At 33.2% G+C, this 18,913-nt stretch carries 14 protein-coding genes; 10 read left to right on the forward strand and 4 right to left on the reverse strand.

The window, feature by feature from the left end; translation table 11 throughout:
• Positions 1-214 precede the first annotated feature (214 nt).
• On the reverse strand, positions 215-808 hold the full coding sequence (locus tag EG814_RS19955) for a hypothetical protein (RefSeq protein WP_125723635.1): 594 nt from the start codon (positions 806-808) through the stop codon (positions 215-217).
• Between the two features lie 431 nt (positions 809-1,239).
• Between EG814_RS19955 and EG814_RS19960 the strand changes: the two genes are divergently transcribed.
• From EG814_RS19960 to EG814_RS19985, 6 genes are all read left to right on the forward strand, one after another.
• Positions 1,240-1,878 carry an NAD(P)H-binding protein gene (locus EG814_RS19960; protein WP_125723636.1) on the forward strand — a complete coding sequence of 213 codons (639 nt, stop codon included), beginning with the start codon at positions 1,240-1,242 and terminating at the stop codon, positions 1,876-1,878.
• A gap of 230 nt (positions 1,879-2,108) precedes the next feature.
• Positions 2,109-4,094: a GAF domain-containing hybrid sensor histidine kinase/response regulator gene (locus EG814_RS19965; protein WP_125723637.1), complete on the forward strand. Its 1,986-nt coding sequence runs from the start codon at positions 2,109-2,111 to the stop codon at positions 4,092-4,094.
• Positions 4,095-4,169: 75 nt separating this feature from the next.
• Positions 4,170-4,535, forward strand: a complete 366-nt coding sequence (locus EG814_RS19970) for a response regulator transcription factor (protein WP_125723638.1) — start codon at positions 4,170-4,172, stop codon at positions 4,533-4,535.
• Positions 4,535-5,749, forward strand: coding sequence for a YaiO family outer membrane beta-barrel protein (locus tag EG814_RS19975; protein ID WP_125723639.1), 1,215 nt, complete (start codon positions 4,535-4,537; stop codon positions 5,747-5,749). The genes EG814_RS19970 and EG814_RS19975 overlap by 1 nt, the downstream gene beginning before the upstream one ends.
• A 1-nt stretch (position 5,750) precedes the next feature.
• Entirely contained in the window at positions 5,751-6,572 is an 822-nt protein-coding gene (locus EG814_RS19980; protein ID WP_125723640.1) for a hypothetical protein, read from the forward strand.
• A gap of 12 nt (positions 6,573-6,584) precedes the next feature.
• Positions 6,585-8,018 carry a glycosyltransferase family 2 protein gene (locus EG814_RS19985; RefSeq protein WP_125723641.1) on the forward strand — a complete coding sequence of 478 codons (1,434 nt, stop codon included), beginning with the start codon at positions 6,585-6,587 and terminating at the stop codon, positions 8,016-8,018.
• Positions 8,019-8,420: 402 nt separating this feature from the next.
• Here the strand turns inward: EG814_RS19985 and EG814_RS19990 are convergent, their stop codons facing one another.
• The 3 genes from EG814_RS19990 to EG814_RS20000 form a co-directional block, all read right to left on the reverse strand.
• The gene (locus EG814_RS19990; RefSeq protein ID WP_317133054.1) at positions 8,421-10,772 is read right to left on the reverse strand and encodes an ABC transporter permease; all 2,352 of its coding nucleotides are present in this window, start codon (positions 10,770-10,772) and stop codon (positions 8,421-8,423) included.
• A 64-nt stretch (positions 10,773-10,836) separates the two neighbouring features.
• Entirely contained in the window at positions 10,837-11,547 is a 711-nt protein-coding gene (locus EG814_RS19995; protein ID WP_125723643.1) for an ABC transporter ATP-binding protein, read from the reverse strand.
• 32 nt (positions 11,548-11,579) lie between these two features.
• Complete coding sequence (locus tag EG814_RS20000; protein ID WP_125723644.1) at positions 11,580-12,698, reverse strand: hypothetical protein; 1,119 nt, start codon at positions 12,696-12,698, stop codon at positions 11,580-11,582.
• 241 nt (positions 12,699-12,939) lie between these two features.
• On the opposite strand from EG814_RS20000, the gene EG814_RS20005 reads away from it, so the two are divergent.
• From EG814_RS20005 to EG814_RS20020, 4 genes are all read left to right on the forward strand, one after another.
• Complete coding sequence (locus EG814_RS20005; protein WP_125723645.1) at positions 12,940-14,289, forward strand: sigma-54-dependent transcriptional regulator; 1,350 nt, start codon at positions 12,940-12,942, stop codon at positions 14,287-14,289.
• 1 nt (position 14,290) lies between these two features.
• Positions 14,291-15,625, forward strand: coding sequence for a sensor histidine kinase (locus EG814_RS20010; RefSeq protein WP_125723646.1), 1,335 nt, complete (start codon positions 14,291-14,293; stop codon positions 15,623-15,625).
• A gap of 118 nt (positions 15,626-15,743) precedes the next feature.
• Positions 15,744-16,340, forward strand: a complete 597-nt coding sequence (locus tag EG814_RS20015; RefSeq protein WP_125723647.1) for a biliverdin-producing heme oxygenase — start codon at positions 15,744-15,746, stop codon at positions 16,338-16,340.
• Positions 16,341-16,343: 3 nt separating this feature from the next.
• Entirely contained in the window at positions 16,344-18,620 is a 2,277-nt protein-coding gene (locus EG814_RS20020) for an ATP-binding protein (RefSeq protein ID WP_125723648.1), read from the forward strand.
• Positions 18,621-18,913: the final 293 nt, after the last annotated feature.

Below are 18,913 nucleotides of genomic sequence, written 5' to 3' on the forward strand. Positions count from 1 at the left end.
AATCTAAAATCTAAAATCTAAAATCTAAAATCTAAAATCTAAAATCTAAAATCTAAAATCTAAAATCTAAAATCTAAAATCTAAAATCTAAAATCTAAAATCTAAAATTATGTACAAAACTACGTAGTTAACTACATATATACAAGAAAAAAACTGCTGAAGTCAGCAGTTTTAATTGTTTTTTATGATTTTAAACGATTTGTCGTCGGGAAATTTATTCTTTAACTAATACAATAACAGCTTTGTAGCCCGTACCAACATTCCATTCGCTTGACGAAATAACTTGGCCTTTGTCATCATAAACTTTGAATTCGGCTGTATTTGGAGAAGCAAAACCTTCGTTTAAGGCTTCAATATCAATTTTATTAATTCCTTTTACTAAGTTGATTTTTACACTTTTAAAATCGCCGTTTAATAAAACTTCAGGTTCAATTACTTTATCGTTTAAATATACTTTTACTTTATCGCCGTCTACAAAAGCGGCATCACGGTACATAACCGTAGAAGTCGCGGCTGTTGTGTTGATATTTCCTAGAAACTGATTTCTTCTATAGAAAATACCTTCAACGTTTGCTTCTGGTTTGTAAAGGTTGGTGTCTTTAAATAGTTCGTCTGGATTAACCTGAAGTGGCGCTGGTTTTTCTATTGGCGCAGGCGGATTTTCCTTTGGAGCTTCTTCTTTTGGCGGAATAGTTTCTTTTGCAGCTGGTTCTTTGGTGGGAATTTTTTTGAATTTATTATCCAATTCCTGAGCAAAACTGTGCAGTGAAAAAGAGGTAAAGGCAAGTATCAAAAATATTTTTTTCATGTTTTCTTTTAAATTAATCTTGAGGGTATTGTTTTACAGATTAGATGCATCATAATCTTTTATATATAAACATTTTATAAAAGTAATTATTGTCTTATAAAGTGTTATTTTTTTCTAAAAAATAACAAGTTGGGGTAATTAAAGAATCCAAGCATTCAAATATTTATAGATTTTATGTAGCAATTTGAGTATGACCCTTCGGGGTTACATATCTGTGGTGGGAATTATATGCTATAAATTCTTTGCTTTTATAGTAAAGAGTTTTTTTTTTATCCCATAATTAATTAAATAAAACGAACAATCTTCTAGATCTGCGGGAGAAAATTATTCTCGCAGATCTAGCAGATTTTGGAGATCATAACTATCAGTAGCTTTTATTAAAAAATTATTTAAAACAAAAGAATTATATTTACTATTAAAATCCATGAATCATGAAAGCATTAGTTATTGGAGCAACAGGCGCGACGGGAAAAGAGTTGGTTAATTTGCTTTTAGAAAGCAATGATTACGAAGCGGTTTCCATCTTTGTAAGACGTTCGACAGGAAAATCCCATCCAAAACTCACAGAACATATTGTTGATTTTTCAGATGTGAATTCGTTTCAGGATTTAATTGCAGGAGATGTCCTTTTTTCCTGTATCGGAACAACTTTAAAAGACGCAGGCTCAAAAGAAAAGCAATGGAAAATCGATTTTGATATTCCAGCTTCATTTGCCTCTGTTGCCAGACAAAATAATGTGCATTCTTTGGTTTTGGTTTCATCGTATGGCGCTTCAGCGAAAAGCAGTGTATTTTATTCGATGATGAAAGGAAAATTAGAAGATTATCTACAAGGTCTTCATTTTTCGCAATATATCATTTTCAGGCCTGGACCGCTTATTCGCGAAAATTCAGATCGCTGGGGCGAAAAGATTTCTGTGAATATTATTAAAGCACTAAATAGAATCGGACTGTTTAAGAATCTAAAACCTATAACCACTAAATTTTTAGCCGAAAAATTAGCCAAAGCTCCAAAAGCACTTTCAGATGGAGATACGACACTTGAGCTTAATAGGATTTTAGGGCTTTAGTTCTTAGCTTTTAGTCCTTAGCTTTTAGTACTTAGTTTTTAGTCCTTAGTCAATAGTACTTAGCGCAGAGTATAAAGTACATAGCGCAAAGTACAATACACAAAGCTAAAAGAGCTAAGGACTAAGTACTAAAAGCTAAGTGCTAAAAAAAACTAAGTACTAAGAACTAAAAAAAATAAGGACTTTAGACTAATTTTGCCTTATCTTTATGCACTTTTACCGCCTTAAAAATGAATAAGAATTACCCCATTCCAGAAAACGAACTTCAACGTTTAGCTGCCCTTAAACGCTATAATATACTTGATACACTTCCAGATGATGCTTTTGATGATGCTACAAGACTAGTTTCGTATATCTGTGGTGTGCCAATTGCCCATATTTCTTTTATTGATGAAGACAGACAATGGTTTAAATCTGAGATTGGAATAGGGGTTTCTGAGGTTCCTCGAGAAATTTCTTTTTGCAATTACACTATTTTAGACACCAAAATTGTAGAAATTAACGATACACATAAAAATGAAACGTTTAAAGACGATCCAAATGTTACCGGCGGTTTTAATGTACGATTTTATGCCGGTGTGCCACTAACAACACCAGACGGTTACAATATTGGAACTTTGTGCGCCGTTGATCATGTGGTGAAAGAACTGAATGATAATCAGCGAAATGCACTGTCTATTATAGCCAAACACGTTATCGCTCAGCTGGAATTAGGTACAAAAAACAAACAGTTATATGTACAGCGAAAAATTGCGGAACGTGCAGTTTTAGCAAGAGACAGTTTCTTGGCCAATATGAGCCACGAAATTAGAACGCCTTTAAATGCGATTATTGGTTTTACAGATTTATTAGCGCAAAGCGAACTCAACGAGACACAGCACGATTATATCGAAAGTGTTCAGATTGCGGGCGAGAATTTACTCCTTATTGTAAACGATATTTTGGATCTTTCTAAAATTGAATCAGGAAGTTTACCGATAGAATCAGAACCATTTAATTTAAAGAAAACACTCAAACATGTCTATAATTTATTGAAAGTAAAAGCACAGAAAGATGTCGAATTTAATCTCTTTCTAGATGCCGAAATGCCCGATATGGTCATTGGCGATCAAGGAAGATTGAATCAGATACTCGTAAACCTGATCGGGAATTCGCTTAAATTTACAAGCGAAGGAGAAGTAACGGTTTCTGTAAAAAAAGTAGACGAAACAGATGAAAGTTATTCGCTTAAATTTTCTGTGAAAGATACTGGAGTCGGAATACCAGAGAACAAAATCGGAACTATTTTTGAACGGTTTACGCAGGGCGAAGAAAGCACAACGCGAAAATTTGGCGGTACTGGACTTGGTCTTAATATTGTAAAACAGCTTGTGGAACTCCAAAAAGGAGAAGTTCATGTAAAAAGTAAGGTAAACCGTGGTTCGGAGTTTTTCTTTATTCTTTCGTATAAAAAAACAGATTCTGCAGAAATGGCGATAAAAACTATTTCTAAAAATGATTTAGGAAACCTTAAAATTTTGCTTTGCGAAGACAATGTTTTAAACCAAAAGCTTGCAAAGAGCGTAATTAATAATTTTGGATTTGAGTTGGATATTGCGCAAAATGGAGAAGAAGGCATCGAACTTTTATCGAAAAATGAATATGATTTGGTTTTAATGGACTTGCAAATGCCGGTTAAAGATGGTTACCAAACCACAGAATATATTCGATGTGAGATGAATTCGAATATTCCAATTATTGCCATGACTGCGCATTCTCTAGTGGGAGAACAAGAGCTGTGTTATAAAGTTGGAATGAATGCATATGTGCCAAAACCTTTTAAGCAATCGGTTCTTTTAAAGGCCATAAAAACGGTAATGAAGCCAGGCGGAGACATGCAGCAGAAAAGGATTATAGATATGTCATTTTTGGACGAAATGGCGTGCGGAGATCCTGAGTTTAGAAAAGATATGATTGACCTTTTTGTTGAAAAAATTCCGAATCAGTCCGAACAGTTAGCAGAAGCTTTTAAAAATGTCGATTATCAAAATGTAAAAAAACTGGCGCATAATATGAAATCAAGCATGGATATTTTTATGCTAAATGATTTGAGCGACTGTCTTACTGTTATTGAAGAAGAAGCGTTAAAAGGAAAGTTTACAGCCGAAACTGCAGATAAAATGAATATTTACAGCTCTGGAATTGATGAAGTCGTTAAAATTTTAAAAGAGTTATGATATAAGGTAAATAAGCAATAGCTTTACCATAAATGACGTTATAATTTAAGTTTTCCCCAGATAAAAAAATAAAGAATGAGAATTATTTTAGCCGAAGATAATGATATCCTACGCAAATCGTTATCTTTTTTCTTAGAGTCGAAAGGATTTAGTGTTGACCAGTTTTCTGATGGAAAAGAGGCTTTGGAAGCCATCGAAAAAGAAAACTACGATTTAATATTAACCGACATAAACATGCCAGGCGTGAGCGGAATGGAAATTACGCAACACGTTAGAGAGAATCTTAAATCTGATATTCCTGTCATTATATTGACTTCTTCGGGCGTGGAACAGACCGAGTTGGATTCTTTTGACATTGGAGCAAATGAATTTATAGCCAAACCTGTAAGCCCGGCCGTACTTTTAGTGAGAATTAATAAACTGCTAAAAACCAGAATCTAATGAAGTTTATCTATTATTCTATTTTCCTATTTTTTATTTCTTCTGTCGCAATTGCACAAGAAATCAATATAGACGAAACTTTGGCAATTGTGAAGCTCGAGGTTGAAAAAGAAAATTACGATAAAGCCCTATCGCTTATTGAACCTTTGCGCGCCAAATATCCTGAAAATGAAGATATACAGACGTATGCCGGACGCATTTACAGCTGGAAAAAAGACTATAAAAAAGCTATAGAAATACTGTCTCCAATGGCAGACCGCAATAATCCGAATCCAGAAGCTTTGCAGGCGCTTGTAAATGTTTATTTCTGGACAGAAGATTATGAAAAATGTATTTCTTACTGTGATAAATATCTTGCTATCGATCCAAAATCTGTTGATGTTTTGTGGATTAAAGTTACCTGTCTAGAAAAACTAAACCGAGATCAGGAAGCGTTAGATTTAATAGAAAAAGCTACGTTTATTGATAATAGCACACAAGCTTTTAGAGGAATTCGCACATTGATTGGGCGCAAGGCAAAAAATGCCGTTTCGGCTTCTTACCTCAATGTTTCAACATCAGATCCTGGGCAATCTCCGTTTCATTACGGCTATGTAGAGTATTCGCATAAATTCAGTAAATCGGCAATTGTCGGAAGGGCAAATATTGGAAACATAAGCAATGATACCCAAATGTTATTTGAAACTGATTTCTATCAGACCTTTTCAAATAAAAGCTATTTGTATGCAAACGCTGGATTTTCTACTGGAGAAACAATATTTCCGATGGCAAAAGTAGGCTTAGAATACTATTTTAAACCACAGAAAAAATTTGATTTTTCTCTTGGAACAAGATTTATGCATTTTGATACCGACGATATAGCGCTACTTACTGGTCAGGTTGCTTACAATGCTGGAATTTATAGTTTTGCATACAGACCTTACTATGATGTTTCTAACGAATTGTTTTCTCATGTTTTAAGCGTACAGCGCGTAAACGAAGAAAAAGAACGTCTTATTAGATTGGAATTGCAATACGGAAATGTACCATATTTGTATCTATACAATAGTTTTACACAGCCTCTAAAAGCCTATCGCGCAGGAATCCAGTATCAGCACCGTTTTGGCGATTCATTTTTTGTACGACCTATTTTTCTTTACGAATACGAAGAATATGTACCAGGAGAATACAGAAATAGATTTAATGTGCAGTTTATCGTAACGAAACGTTTTTAAGATGACAGAAATCTGGGAACTATATAAAAACGGTGGTTGGGAAGTGCCTTTTCTTACTTTCTCCATTTACGTGTTTGTCGCTGCGTCATTCGTTCTGTATCTTACTATTGTTGCCAGCAGGAACAGGAAAATAAAAAGAGAACGACTGAGAAAAGAATACAGCGCAATGATTGACAAAGTTATGTCGGCTGTTATTTTTGAAGATGTTTCGTTTTCCAGCATCAAAGAAGATAAAAATTTTCTAGTGCTTTTTGACACTTCATTTTTTAGAGAAGTTTTAACCGAATCGCTTATCAATCTGCATAAGAATTACGAAGGTGTTTATGCCCAAAAACTCGAACAGTTTTATAAAGATTCTGGACTCATAAAATATTCCTTCAAAAAACTGAAAAGCCTGAAATGGGAAATAAAATGTAAAGGAATTACTGAATTGGCAGAGTTTAATATCAGTGAAGCATTTGATCTGATTATTACTTTTTCTAAAGCCAGAAAGAAAACATTAAAGATTGTAGCCTTAAACGCCTGCATAAAGTTGGAGGGAACTGAGAGCATCAAATATTTAGTTGAACATTCAGACCCTATTGACGATTGGATGCAACTCAATATTATTGCCGCTTTCAAAAAACACGATGTTGGCGATACCGAAGGAATAGAACATTTATTGGAGTCTCAAAATACAACCGTAATTACGCTTGGATTAAAGCTCATTAAAGAACTAAAATTATCACAGAAAGTTCCTCATGTAGCACAATTGGCTGCTCAGACAACCAATACCATTATAAAATACGAAGCACAGAGTATTTTACAGACGTTAACAGCATAATCTTATAAGAAAATGACTTTTTTTAATACAGAAATAACATGGTTTTTGGATGTATATATACTCCTTATACTTGGGTACGCCATACTAATCATGTCTTCTTATTTAATCTTGGCTTACCTTTCTACAAAAGAGCTTAGAAGATACCTTAAACGCAACAGTTTTGTTGATTATGATGTGCTTTTAACGAGCGAATTTGCGCCAAAACTGTCACTTATTGCGCCTGCTTATAACGAAGGTTTGACAATCGAAGAAAATGTAAAATCATTGCTTTCGCTAAATTATAATAACTATCAGGTCATTGTGGTAAATGATGGAAGTAAGGACAATTCGATGGAAATCTTGACCAAAACTTACGATCTTGTTTTGACCGATTTAGATTTTCATCCGAAAATTGAAACCAAAAAAATTAGAGGAATTTACACTTCCAAAAACGCGGCTTTCAAAAAACTGATTGTGGTTGACAAAGAAAATGGAGGCAAAGCCGATGCGTTAAATGTCGGACTTAATATTGCTCAAAATCCGTATGTGGTTTGTATTGATGTCGATTGTATTTTAGACAAAGATTCGCTTTTAAAATTGGCAAAACCATTTTTAGAATCCTACGGAAACCGAATTATTGCAACAGGTGGAGTAGTTCGAATTGCCAATCAATGCATAATTAAGAACGGACGTTTGGTCGAAGTGAATGTTCCAGATGTAATGCTATCAAGAATTCAGGTTTTAGAATATTTGAGAGCTTTCCTTTTAGGAAGAATGGCTTGGGGAAAATTGGACGGATTATTGCTAATCAGCGGTGCTTTTGGTGCTTTTGATAAAGAAATCGCGATACTTTCTGGCGGTTACAGCACTAAAACAGTTGGCGAAGATATGGAACTTATCGTGAGAATGCGTCGCTATATGCTTGATAACAAATTGCCTTATTCGGTAAGTTATATTCCAGATCCGCTTTGCTGGACAGAAGCTCCAGAAGATTTTAAGATATTCAAAAAACAGCGTTCTCGATGGATGAGAGGAACTATAGAAACCTTAAGTATTCACCGCAGAATGTTCCTGAATCCGAAATACAAATTGTTAGGAATGCTGAGTGTGCCGTATTGGACGTTATTTGAGTTTCTAGCGCCTGGAATCGAATTTATAGGCCTTGTCATAACTGTGGTCTTTATTGTATTCGGATTGTTAAACTGGCATTTCTTCTTTTTACTGCTCTTTTTTGTGTATTCCTTTGCCGTTTTATTTTCGGTTATCGCGTTGTACAGTGAAGAAAAAACGTATCACAAATACCCAAAACAAGCCGACTTTTTTAAATTGTTGATGGCGGCTTTTATAGAACCATTTTATTTTCATCCGCTTACGGTTTATGCTTCTTTAATTGGCTACAAAGAAAAAATTATGGGAACCAAAGGTTGGGGAGAAATGACTAGAAAGGGTTTTACTAAGAAGGAGTAGAGAATTAGATAATTAGATAATTAGTCAATTAGATAATTTGAAAATAGAAAATAGAAAATAGAGAATAGAAAATAGAGAATAGAGAATAGAGAAGATGTGTAAATTTTTATAAGATTGGTTTCACGCAGATTTTACAGATCTAAACAGATTATTATAAAATCTAAAAAATCTGTTTAGATCTGCTTAAATCTTTTTTTAAATCTGCGTGAAACAAAACTTTGCGTCTTTGCGAGATTATATTGCAAACGTTAGACGCACTGCAGTGCGTCTCTACATCCAATTTTTGAGACAAAACTTTTGCGTCTTTACGCAATTATATTACAAACGTTAGACGCACTGCAGTGCGTCTCTACATCTAATCTTTGAGAAAATACTTTGCGTATTTTGCGTTAAAAAGCTACATCACTCATATTTCAAGTATTTCAAAACATCAACTTTGGTTACTTGGTAGGCTTTTGCTAAAACAATCGTAAGCGTTAAAAATAATAGCGAAAGAAAAGCGATAAAAAATGGTAAAGCTGGAATATCAATGCGAAAGGCAAAGTTTTCGAGCCATTTGTGTAGTAATAAATAAGCAGGAATAATTCCGGTTACAAAACCGATTATACAGAAAATCACATACTGTTTAGACAATTCTTTCAGCAAAATATTGGTTTCGGCACCAAGTGTTTTTCTAATGGCAATTTCGCGCAATCTTCTTTCCATAGAAAAAGAGGCGAGGGCAAACAATCCGAAAAGGGCTATTAAGATCACAACAACATTTAGTAAACCAAATAAGTTTCTTTGATCTTCGTACTTTTTATAGGTTCGTGCAAAGTTTTTATCTACAAAATTATATTCAAAAGGATATTCAGAATCTACTTTTTTAGACCAGAATTTTTTAAGTTCTGCAATCGTGGTTTCCATGTCTTTTGGCGAAAGCTTTACAGAAATATTCCTTATTTCTTTTTGTGTCCATTTCTGAGCATTGATATGAAATAAAATCATTGGGCTAATCTGGCTTTCTAAACCAAAATAATGGAAGTTATTTACAACTCCGACAACTCTGTATTTTTCTCCTTGCCAGTCTATTATCTTATTTAAAGGATTTTTTTCATTTAGGGTCTTGGCAGCAGCTTCATTCAGCAAAACATTAGAAATAGTATCAGAAGCAAGTTTATCTGTAAGTGCTCTTCCTTTTATTACTTTGATATCCAACATTTCAAGCATTCCAAAATCAAAACCAATTTGCTGAATGATGACTTCCGGATTATTTTTGTAATGCAGTCCAGCCCATGAATTTTCACTTTCTCCAATAGAAAAGGCTCCAGCCGAAACGGCCTCGACGCCTTTTATTTTCTGCATTTCCTGTTGAATGGCTTTATATCGTTCAAATTGACCTTTTCCATTTTTCTCTTTAAAAGCAATATTCAATACCTGAGAGCCATTAAAACCTAATTCTTTTTGTACCATAAAATTAACTTGCTGGTAAACGATGAAAGATCCGATAATAAAAAATGTGGCTATCGCAAATTGTAGTACAAGCATGCTATTTCTAATCCAGATACCGCTTTTACTACGCGAATAATTTCCTTTTAAAACGTTTAAAACTTTAAAATTTGAGATGTAAACTGCTGGAAAAATTCCGGCAACAATAATTACAAGTAAAAAGATTAGAACCAGTTGCACATAAAATTGAGATCCAAGTAATATTAAATTTTTGTTTAAAAACTGATTGTAGAACGGTAATGAAATCTCAACAATTACAAGTGCTAACAAACAAGAAAAGAGCGTTATTAAAAAAGTTTCAAAAACAAACTGTGCAATAATTTGAGATTTAGTAGCGCCAATAATTTTTCTGACGCCAACTTCTTTGGCTCTTTTTATGGCATTTGCGGTGGCTAAATTAATGTAGTTTACAATTGATAAGACTAATATTAATGCTGATAAACCCATCAATATTTGTAAAAACTGAAGATTTCCTGTGCCGTCAGGAAATGGATAGTTTCCTTTGTAAAGCCTTGAATTTTTAAGAGGAAGTACCTTTGCCTTTATTGGTTCTCCAAACTTTTTAATAAAGGCATCAAGTGTCATACCTTCATTTCTGGCCTGTTTTTTATAATTTCGTTCAAGAAATATTTGATTCAGATTTTTGACTATTAATGGTGCATCACGATGATTTTTTAGTTTTAAAATCAAGCCAAAATTAAAGCCCCAGTGATCTTTAAGTCTTTTCAGGTCTTCATTTATTTCGTTTGTAATGGCATTTGGCATCACTGCCGATTTCTCATTTAATCGATACACGCCGTGAACTGTAAATGTTTTTTCAGTATATCTTACTTGTTTACCTACCGGATTTTCATTCTTAAATAATCTGTAAGCAGTTTCTTCTGAAAGAACAATACTTTGAGGATTTGACAATGCATTTTTTGCATTTCCGTATTTAAATTCAAATGGAAAAAACGAAAAGAAACTATTTTGAGCCGAAAATATTTTTTCAACCAATTCTGTCTTGCCGTTATATTGTATGATTTCTTTTGAATAAGCAGTATAGAAATAACAATAATTTTCCAGGTAAGATGTGGTTGATTTCAAAATTGGAGCTGTAATAGCAGAGTTTGTTGCCCATACATTTCCTTCTCCAAGATCATTCATAACGATGAACATTTTCTCATTTTCAGGAATCCATTCGTTATAAGAATGTTCGTCGTTCCAGTATAGAATCGCAAAAATTAAACCTGCAATTCCAATACTTAAGCCTAATATGTTTAGCACAGTAAAGAATTTGTTATTCTTTATGTGATAAATAAATATGTTTGTCCAATTTTTAAACATGATTTTAGTACTTAGAATTTACCAAAACATCTACATTTCTATGATTTACTTTTTCAGACAGAATAGCACCATCTTTCATAAAAATGGTTTTCTGAGAAAAAGATGCATCATAATCAGAGTGCGTTACCATCAGGATCGTCGATCCGCTGGCGTGAAGATCGGTTAGCAATTCCATTACTTCATTTCCGTTTCTACTGTCCAAATTTCCTGTAGGCTCATCGGCTAGAATAATTTTCGGATTATTGATTAAAGCTCTTGCCACGGCTACACGCTGCTGCTGTCCGCCAGAAAGCTGTTGTGGAAAATGCTTCAATCGATGTGCAATGCCTAGAATTTTAGCGATATCATTTACACGAGATTTTCTTTCGGCAGAAGGAACATTATTGTAGATTAAAGGCAGTTCGATATTATCAAAAACCGATAATTCATCAATTAAATTGAAATTCTGGAAGACGAATCCGATGTTTTCTTTTCTGGCTTGCGATTTTTGTTTCTCTTTCAAACCAACCATTTCTTGTTCAAGAAGCCTGTAACTTCCGCTCGAAGCACTATCAAGAAGTCCGATAATGTTTAACAAAGTTGATTTTCCGCTTCCAGACGGTCCCATAATAGAAACAAAATCGCCTTGATTGATCGTTAACGAAATTTCGCTTAAGGCGCTGGTTTCTAATTCTTCAGTTCTAAATACTTTTGAAAGTTTTGTAATGGTAATCATAATTGACTGTTTAATTTTTGATTGATGATTTATTATTTGATTTTTTTTAATTGCATTCTGATTGTGTCTTTATACAATACCATTTTCCATTGCATCGATTTGTTGTCGAAATTATTAATTTGAACAGGAATTGTATCTGGATTTTGCAAGTTTCTTTCATATGAAATCACTTTAAAGGTGTTTTTTACATCATCAAAGCGATATTTCATGTAGATTGAGGCACTGTCGACATAGATATTTGGATTCGGACAGAAGAAAATCTTTTCTCTTTCTTCAATATAAATAGTTTTCCAAGCAGAACTATCTTTTTCCCAGGCTTTTTCAGGAATCATTTTACCGTTTCGAGACATATTTTCTACTTTCCATTTTCCAAAATATCTTTTAGAAAGCTGAACTTGATGACTATAATAAAGTACAAAAAGACAAGGAATTATGATGCATAAAACACGCGCCAAAACTCGCAATATTTTACTTTTTATTATAGAAGAAATCATTCTCTGAGAACGAAATAAAACAATTATATTTTCTTTATACTGCCATATCAAATAAGTTAATCCCAACATAATTAGTATAGAAGTAAAACAAGTAATTGGGCCAATATTATAAAATAGATTAATTAGTAAAATATTGAACATTACGGGCATTAGTAGCAATAATCCGAGTAAAATAGATCGTTTGAATAATAATGCAATACCTCCAGCAATTTGCAGTATTGCGACTATAACCGAAAGTCCGTATGAATATCCATAATATTTCCAAGTAAGTTCTTGACCTGTAAGTGTATTGGCTAAAGAATCATTTATATGATAAGAAAAGGAGAAATTAACATCGATTATCTTTTCAAAACCAAAAATGCAGACATGAAAAGCAATCCAAAAACGCAATAATGTTATCAGTATAGTTTTGTATTTCTCAGAATTTATGGTTCTATTTTTTTCTTTGTAATTCCAATAAAATGAAAATATAAGAGAGAATAGAATTGCGAATAGCAAAGCAAGCATTCCAGTGGTATTTATAAACTTTGTAAGGCGGTAAGGTAAAATTGGTAGTATCACAAAAAGCAAAGCGTTTACTCCGCCTACGATTGCGAGGAAACTTAAATAAAATTTTGATAACCAGTTAGATTTAATTGTTGGATAATTGGATGACATAAAAAAGAATAATTTTAGTTGTTTTATTTTTTAGGTTTTAAAATGTTAACAATGTGTAATCGCTATTTATTTTGTTATTTTTACTTCCGAAAGCTGTTAATTATTAATGATTTACAAGTTCTAATGTGATTTTCGTGCCAATAAATTAAACCTTCTAAACGGCTTGTTTTTAAGGGTTTGTTTTTCGAAATAAAATTGAACTGTCCATTAATGGACACCTTTCGTCCAAAACTGAACAATAATGAAAAAGACCAACGCCTCAATTTTAATCATCGACGATCAGGAAGACATTCTTTTTGCATCAAAAGTCTATTTGAAAAAGTATTTTGAGAACATTTTTACGCTCAATAATCCGAAAAATATTGTGGAATTATTGTCGAAAAATGCCATCGATGTCGTTTTGTTAGACATGAATTATAGATTGGGTTTTGAAGATGGGAGAGAAGGCTTATATCTGCTGAAAGAAATTAAAACGCTTTCGCCAAAAACAGTTGTGATTTTAATGACGGCTTTTGGAAAAGTAGAAACAGCTGTAGAAGGCTTAAAATCGGGCGCTTTTGATTATATTTTGAAACCTTGGGAAAATAAAAAACTCCTAGAATCTGTAAAACAAGCAGTATATAAAGCGAGAAAAGAACAGAAGAAAAATAAGGAAGTCGAAATAAAAGATGAATTTTTTATTGGCAATTCTGAGATTATTAAAAAAGCCTATTCTCTAGCCGATAAAGTAGCGAAGACCGATGCTAATGTTTTGATTTTGGGTGAAAATGGAACTGGAAAATTTGTTCTCGCACATCATATTCACACACAATCCGAAAGGAAAAATCAGCCGTTTGTTGCGGTCGATTTAGGTTCTTTAAACTCGAATATTTTCGAAAGTGAATTGTTTGGCTACGCCAAAGGTGCTTTTACCGACGCGAAAACTGATACTGCTGGACGTTTTGAAATGTCGCAGAATGGAACTATTTTCTTAGACGAAATAGGAAATGTTCCACTTCATTTACAATCAAAATTATTGCAGGTTATTCAAACGAAAACAGTTACGAGATTGGGAGAAACAAAAGCAAGACCTTTGAATGTGCGTATTATTACTGCAACCAATTTGAATCTTAAACTAGAAGTTGCAGACAAAAACTTCCGCGAAGACTTGTATTATCGCATAAACACGATGGAAATTATTTTGCCTCCATTAAGAGAAAGACATGGAGATAAAATTCCGCTTGCCGAATATCTTTTGGATAAAATGATTGAAAAATACAGCCGAGACGAAATTACTTTTGATAAAAAAGTCTTGGAACAAATTGAAAAACACGCTTGGAATGGAAACATTCGAGAAATGGAAAATAAGATTGAACGCGCTGTTATTCTTTGCGAAAACAACACAATCACCGTTTCTGATTTGGATTTGGAAATCATAACGCCTTACGACGAAAATCCAGATGATATTCAGCTTTCTTCTGTCGAAAAAGCGGCGGTTGAAAAAGCACTTCTTAAAAACAATAATAATATTAGCAAAACGGCTGAAGAATTAGGCTTATCAAGAGGTGCGCTGTACAGACGTTTAGAAAAATTTAATATCAATATTGGCTAATATGTTGAGGACTTTACAAACTTATAAACTTCTTTTTCTGAGGCTGATTTTTATCGTTGTCGGAATTGAATTGTCGCTTTATTTCTTTCGAATCGGTTTGCTGTTTACCGGAATATTTGGCCTTTGCATGGTTTTTCTGCTCGCGCGCGAAATGTATTTTTATGTTCGAAATCTAGTTTTGGTTTACAATAAAACCATTTCTTCGATTTTGCAGGATGATTTTAGTTCCGATTTTTCGAAACACAAATTTAATAGCACTTATAATGATTTGTTTACTTTGTATGAAACATTGAAAAGCAAACAAAATGAACAGGTTACGAGAGATATAATTTATCGTTCTATTTTAAATAATATAGAATCGGGCGTCGTTATTTTGCAGAAACAAGAAGCCGATTGGAGCATTTTTTTGATGAATGACTATTTTTCGAGCCATTTTAATGTATCGAAAGTTTCAAAATGGAAATATCTTAAAAATCAATTGCCAGCATTATGCGAAATTATTGAAGAAGATGATTTTCATGAAATCAAAACGTCAATCGAAATCAGTATAGATGAACAGAGCAAACAGACATTTGTTTTGCAGGCTTCGCGAACCGAGATTTTTGGACAGGATTATTTTATTGTTCTGTTAGATTCGATTCAGAATGTGGTTGAGAAAAAAGAAAAAGATGCGTGGATTAATTTGATGAAAGTGATTTCGCATGAATTACTGAATTCTATAACGCCAATTCGTTCCATTTGCCAGAATCTTGAAGATTTGGTAGAACAAGATGCGCTTTCGACAGAAGATTTAGAAGATATCAAACACAGCGTGCAAACGATGCTGAGACGAAGCGATCATTTGCAGAAATTTGTCGAAGGTTATCGAAAGCTGGCCATGCTTCCGTCTCCCAAAAAAGAAAAAGCAGATCTACAGCAACTGATTGAAAACAGTATTCTAATTATGAATCCGCTTTTTAAGAAAAATAATATTGAAGTAATGAATACCGTTTCTCAAAATTATTTTATAAATATTGACTCGCAACAGACAGAACAAGTGCTGATTAATTTATTTACAAATTCGATTTATGCAGTAGAAAACAATGCTTTGAAACAAATTTCGATTTCGGCAGAAGCCAAAAATAACCGCATTTTTATTCGAATTACCGACAACGGAAAAGGGATTGAAAAAGAAATTGAAGATAAAATTTTCCTTCCTTTTTACACTACAAGAACCGAAGGAGCTGGAATTGGATTGACTTTATCTAAAAATATCATAGAAGCACACGGCGGCTATATTTCGCATAAAAATGAAAATAATAAAACTGTTTTTGAGATTTGTCTGATTGAAAATTAATGGAAAATTAATTGAATTTTATTGGAAATACGTTTTAACATACTGTTATTATTTTTTTTTTAAATTTGTGAATGAGAAGTTGCCAATTGACTCTCGTAGATAAATAATAGTACAACAAATGAATATAGATTCAGCTTCTAGTATTGCTTCTAATTTTCTTAGTGATTTAAAAACACAAACATCTGATTCTCATAGGAGATTAGAAGAGCTTCCAGTCTCAATGTCAATTATGTCGCCAGACATGAAAATAGAAGATTACAGTTATTATTTGAGTTTAATGCACGATGTGCACAACGATACAGAGGGACTTATATTTCCTTTTTTTTCTGAATTAATTGAAGATTTGGAACAAAGAAGAAAGAAACATCTTATAGAAGACGATCTTTTATTTTTAAATTCAAAAAAAATAAATTCGGAGAAAGTTTTTCAAACAGAAAAAATCTCAACACCTTTTGCATTGGGAATTTTATATGTTGTTGAAGGTTCAACACTTGGAGGACGCTTTATCCTGAAAAATGTTTCTAAGTTTCCTGAACTTTCAGGAGATAAAGGCGTTTCGTACTTTAATGGTTACGGAGATAGAACAGGAAGTTTTTGGAAATTATTTTTGAATTTCGTAGCCACTTACGAACAGGAAAATAATTGTGGAGATGAAATTATAGAAGGCGCTGTATTTGCTTTTGATAGCATATATAAGCATTTTGACCGCAGGTAGAAAATGAAAATAAAAGACATTGTTAATCGTGACTTGGTTACTTTGACCAATTGTGAACACGAACCCATACACATTCCAGGAAAAATTCAGCCGCATGGATTTTTGCTTGGTATAACCCAATCTTGGAAAATAGATTTTTGCACAGAAAATGTTTCTGTTTATTTTGATATTTCCCACACTCAGATGTTAGGAAAACCCTTTTCTGAAATTTTTGGTTTTGTCGCTCAGAACGAAATATTAGCTTATATAACTGGAGACGAAGTTCAGGATGCTTTTCCGCTTGAGATCGAAATACTTGGAAAATTATTCCAAATTAATATCCATCTCAGTAATACTATATATATTCTCGAAGCCGAATTATTGTTTGCTGATAGAGAGAAATTAGCTGACGCTTATAAACAGACGATTCAGTTTGTAAGCCAGATGAATAAAACTAAATCACTTAAAGATTTATGCGCTCTTGTGGCAAAGGGAACGCGCGAAATAACGGGTTATGACCGTGTAATGATTTACCGTTTTGACGAGCAATATAATGGAGAAGTATTTGCAGAAGATTGCCGAGAAGATTTGGAACCTTTTTTAGGACTGCATTATCCGCATACCGATATTCCAGCTCAAGCGCGCGAATTGTATATTAGAAATCAGCTTAGATTGATTGTGGATATTAATTATGAACCAGTTCCAATTTATACCGTAGATGATAAGGAAGGAAAAAATCTCGATTTAAGCCTTTCAATTCTTAGAAGCACTTCTCCAATTCACGTAGAATATCTAAAAAATATTGGAGTTGGCGCAACATTGACAATTTCTCTTATTCATCATGACAAATTGTGGGGCTTAATAGCCTGTCATCATTATTCTGAAAAAAATATTTCGCCAGAAATTAGATTGGCAGCCAAACTTCAAGGTCAGTTTATAACTTCTCAAATTGATATTAGACAATCTAATGATGAATATTTAAGCGCTCAGAAAACCATTTTGGCATTAGAGCAATTAAATGCATTAGACTTGCCTATTTTACAAAAATCGATAGAGACTATAATTGGTTCGCCACAGCTATTAGAAATTGCTAATGCTGCAGGAGTGTCCATCATTTCTAGAAATAAAATCTATAAAAATGGTTTGACACCATCTGATGAGCAAATTTTTAAATTAATTGAAAAGATTGTTGAAAAGAATACAACTGAAGTATTCTATACCAATAAAATAAGCGATCATTTTCCAGAATTTGCTTCAGATGAAAATTTTGCTGGAATTATTTATCACTCACTTGGCAATAATGATCATATTGTGTGGTATAGACCAGAAACTATATCTGAAATTCATTGGGGAGGAGATCCTGAAAAAAGCATTGTAAAAGACGATAAAGGGCTTCATCCTAGAAATTCATTTAATATTTGGAAACAGATTGTAAACAATCAAAGTAATATCTGGAGGTCGTACGAAATTAATGCAGCAGCTCAGTATGCTCATACGCTACAAAATCAGCTTATTCTGATTATGTTGAGCGAAGAAGAAGAAAAGTACCGAAACCAAAGCGAAATATTAAAAGAAACAAATTCTGAACTAGAAAATATCAACTGGATTAGTACACATGATTTGCAAGAACCTTTGCGTAAAATTCAGCTGATTACTTCAAAAATGCTTTCTGAGTTAGATGTTATTTCTACAGAATCGATTTCCAATTCTTTAGAACGAGTTTCAAAATCTGCCAATAGAATGAGCGGATTATTAGAAGATATTCTAAAATATACTCGTATAAAAAATAACAGAGATACATTGGACACTGTAGATTTAAATGAAGCGCTGCAGGCTGTTCTTAAGGAAATGAGTGAAACTATTGCAGAAAGTAATGCTGTAGTAGAATACCAAAAACTACCAGAGGTTCATGCTGTAGTTTTTCTGATGAAACAACTGTTTACCAATATTATTCAGAATTCTTTAAAATATGCTTCTCCAGAGAGAACGCCAAAAATTACTATTACGGCTTCTCAGGAACCAGTAATCATTAGCAATCTTTTTAAAGTCTATTGTCATTGGGTTCGCTTTTCGGATAACGGAATTGGTTTTGAAGCCCAGTATGAAAAATCGATTTTTAAAATCTTTACCAAACTCCATCCTCAAGAACAATATACAGGTTCGGGAATAGGACTTGCTTTGTGTAAAAAAATTATGCAGGCTATTGGTGGAGATATTTATGCGCAAGGAAAACCTGGTAAAGGTACCGATATTATTGTCTATTTTCCTTGTGATCCCCAAGACAAGCTTTTACCAATCTAAAAGACAAAAAAAACTCTATCAGAACAAACATTGATAGAGTTTTTTATTTTATAGAAAATAGAAAATAGAAAATAGAAAATAGAAAATAGAAAATAGATTTTTTTTAAACACATAGAAACATAGATTTTTTTGTTCTCGAAAAGTAAGTTGAAAGAAACTAGTTTCTAACACATAGCTGTAGTTGACGATTTCTTCGTTAGAACTTTGACAAAGTTTTCACATGTCATATAGAACATAGCCCAAAGTTTTAACTTTGGGAGCTTATGGTACGTCCAGTAAACTATGTTTCTATG

Origin of the sequence: Flavobacterium ustbae (assembly GCF_003946915.1) — a bacterium.
GTDB classification, from domain to species: Bacteria; Bacteroidota; Bacteroidia; order Flavobacteriales; family Flavobacteriaceae; genus Flavobacterium; species Flavobacterium ustbae.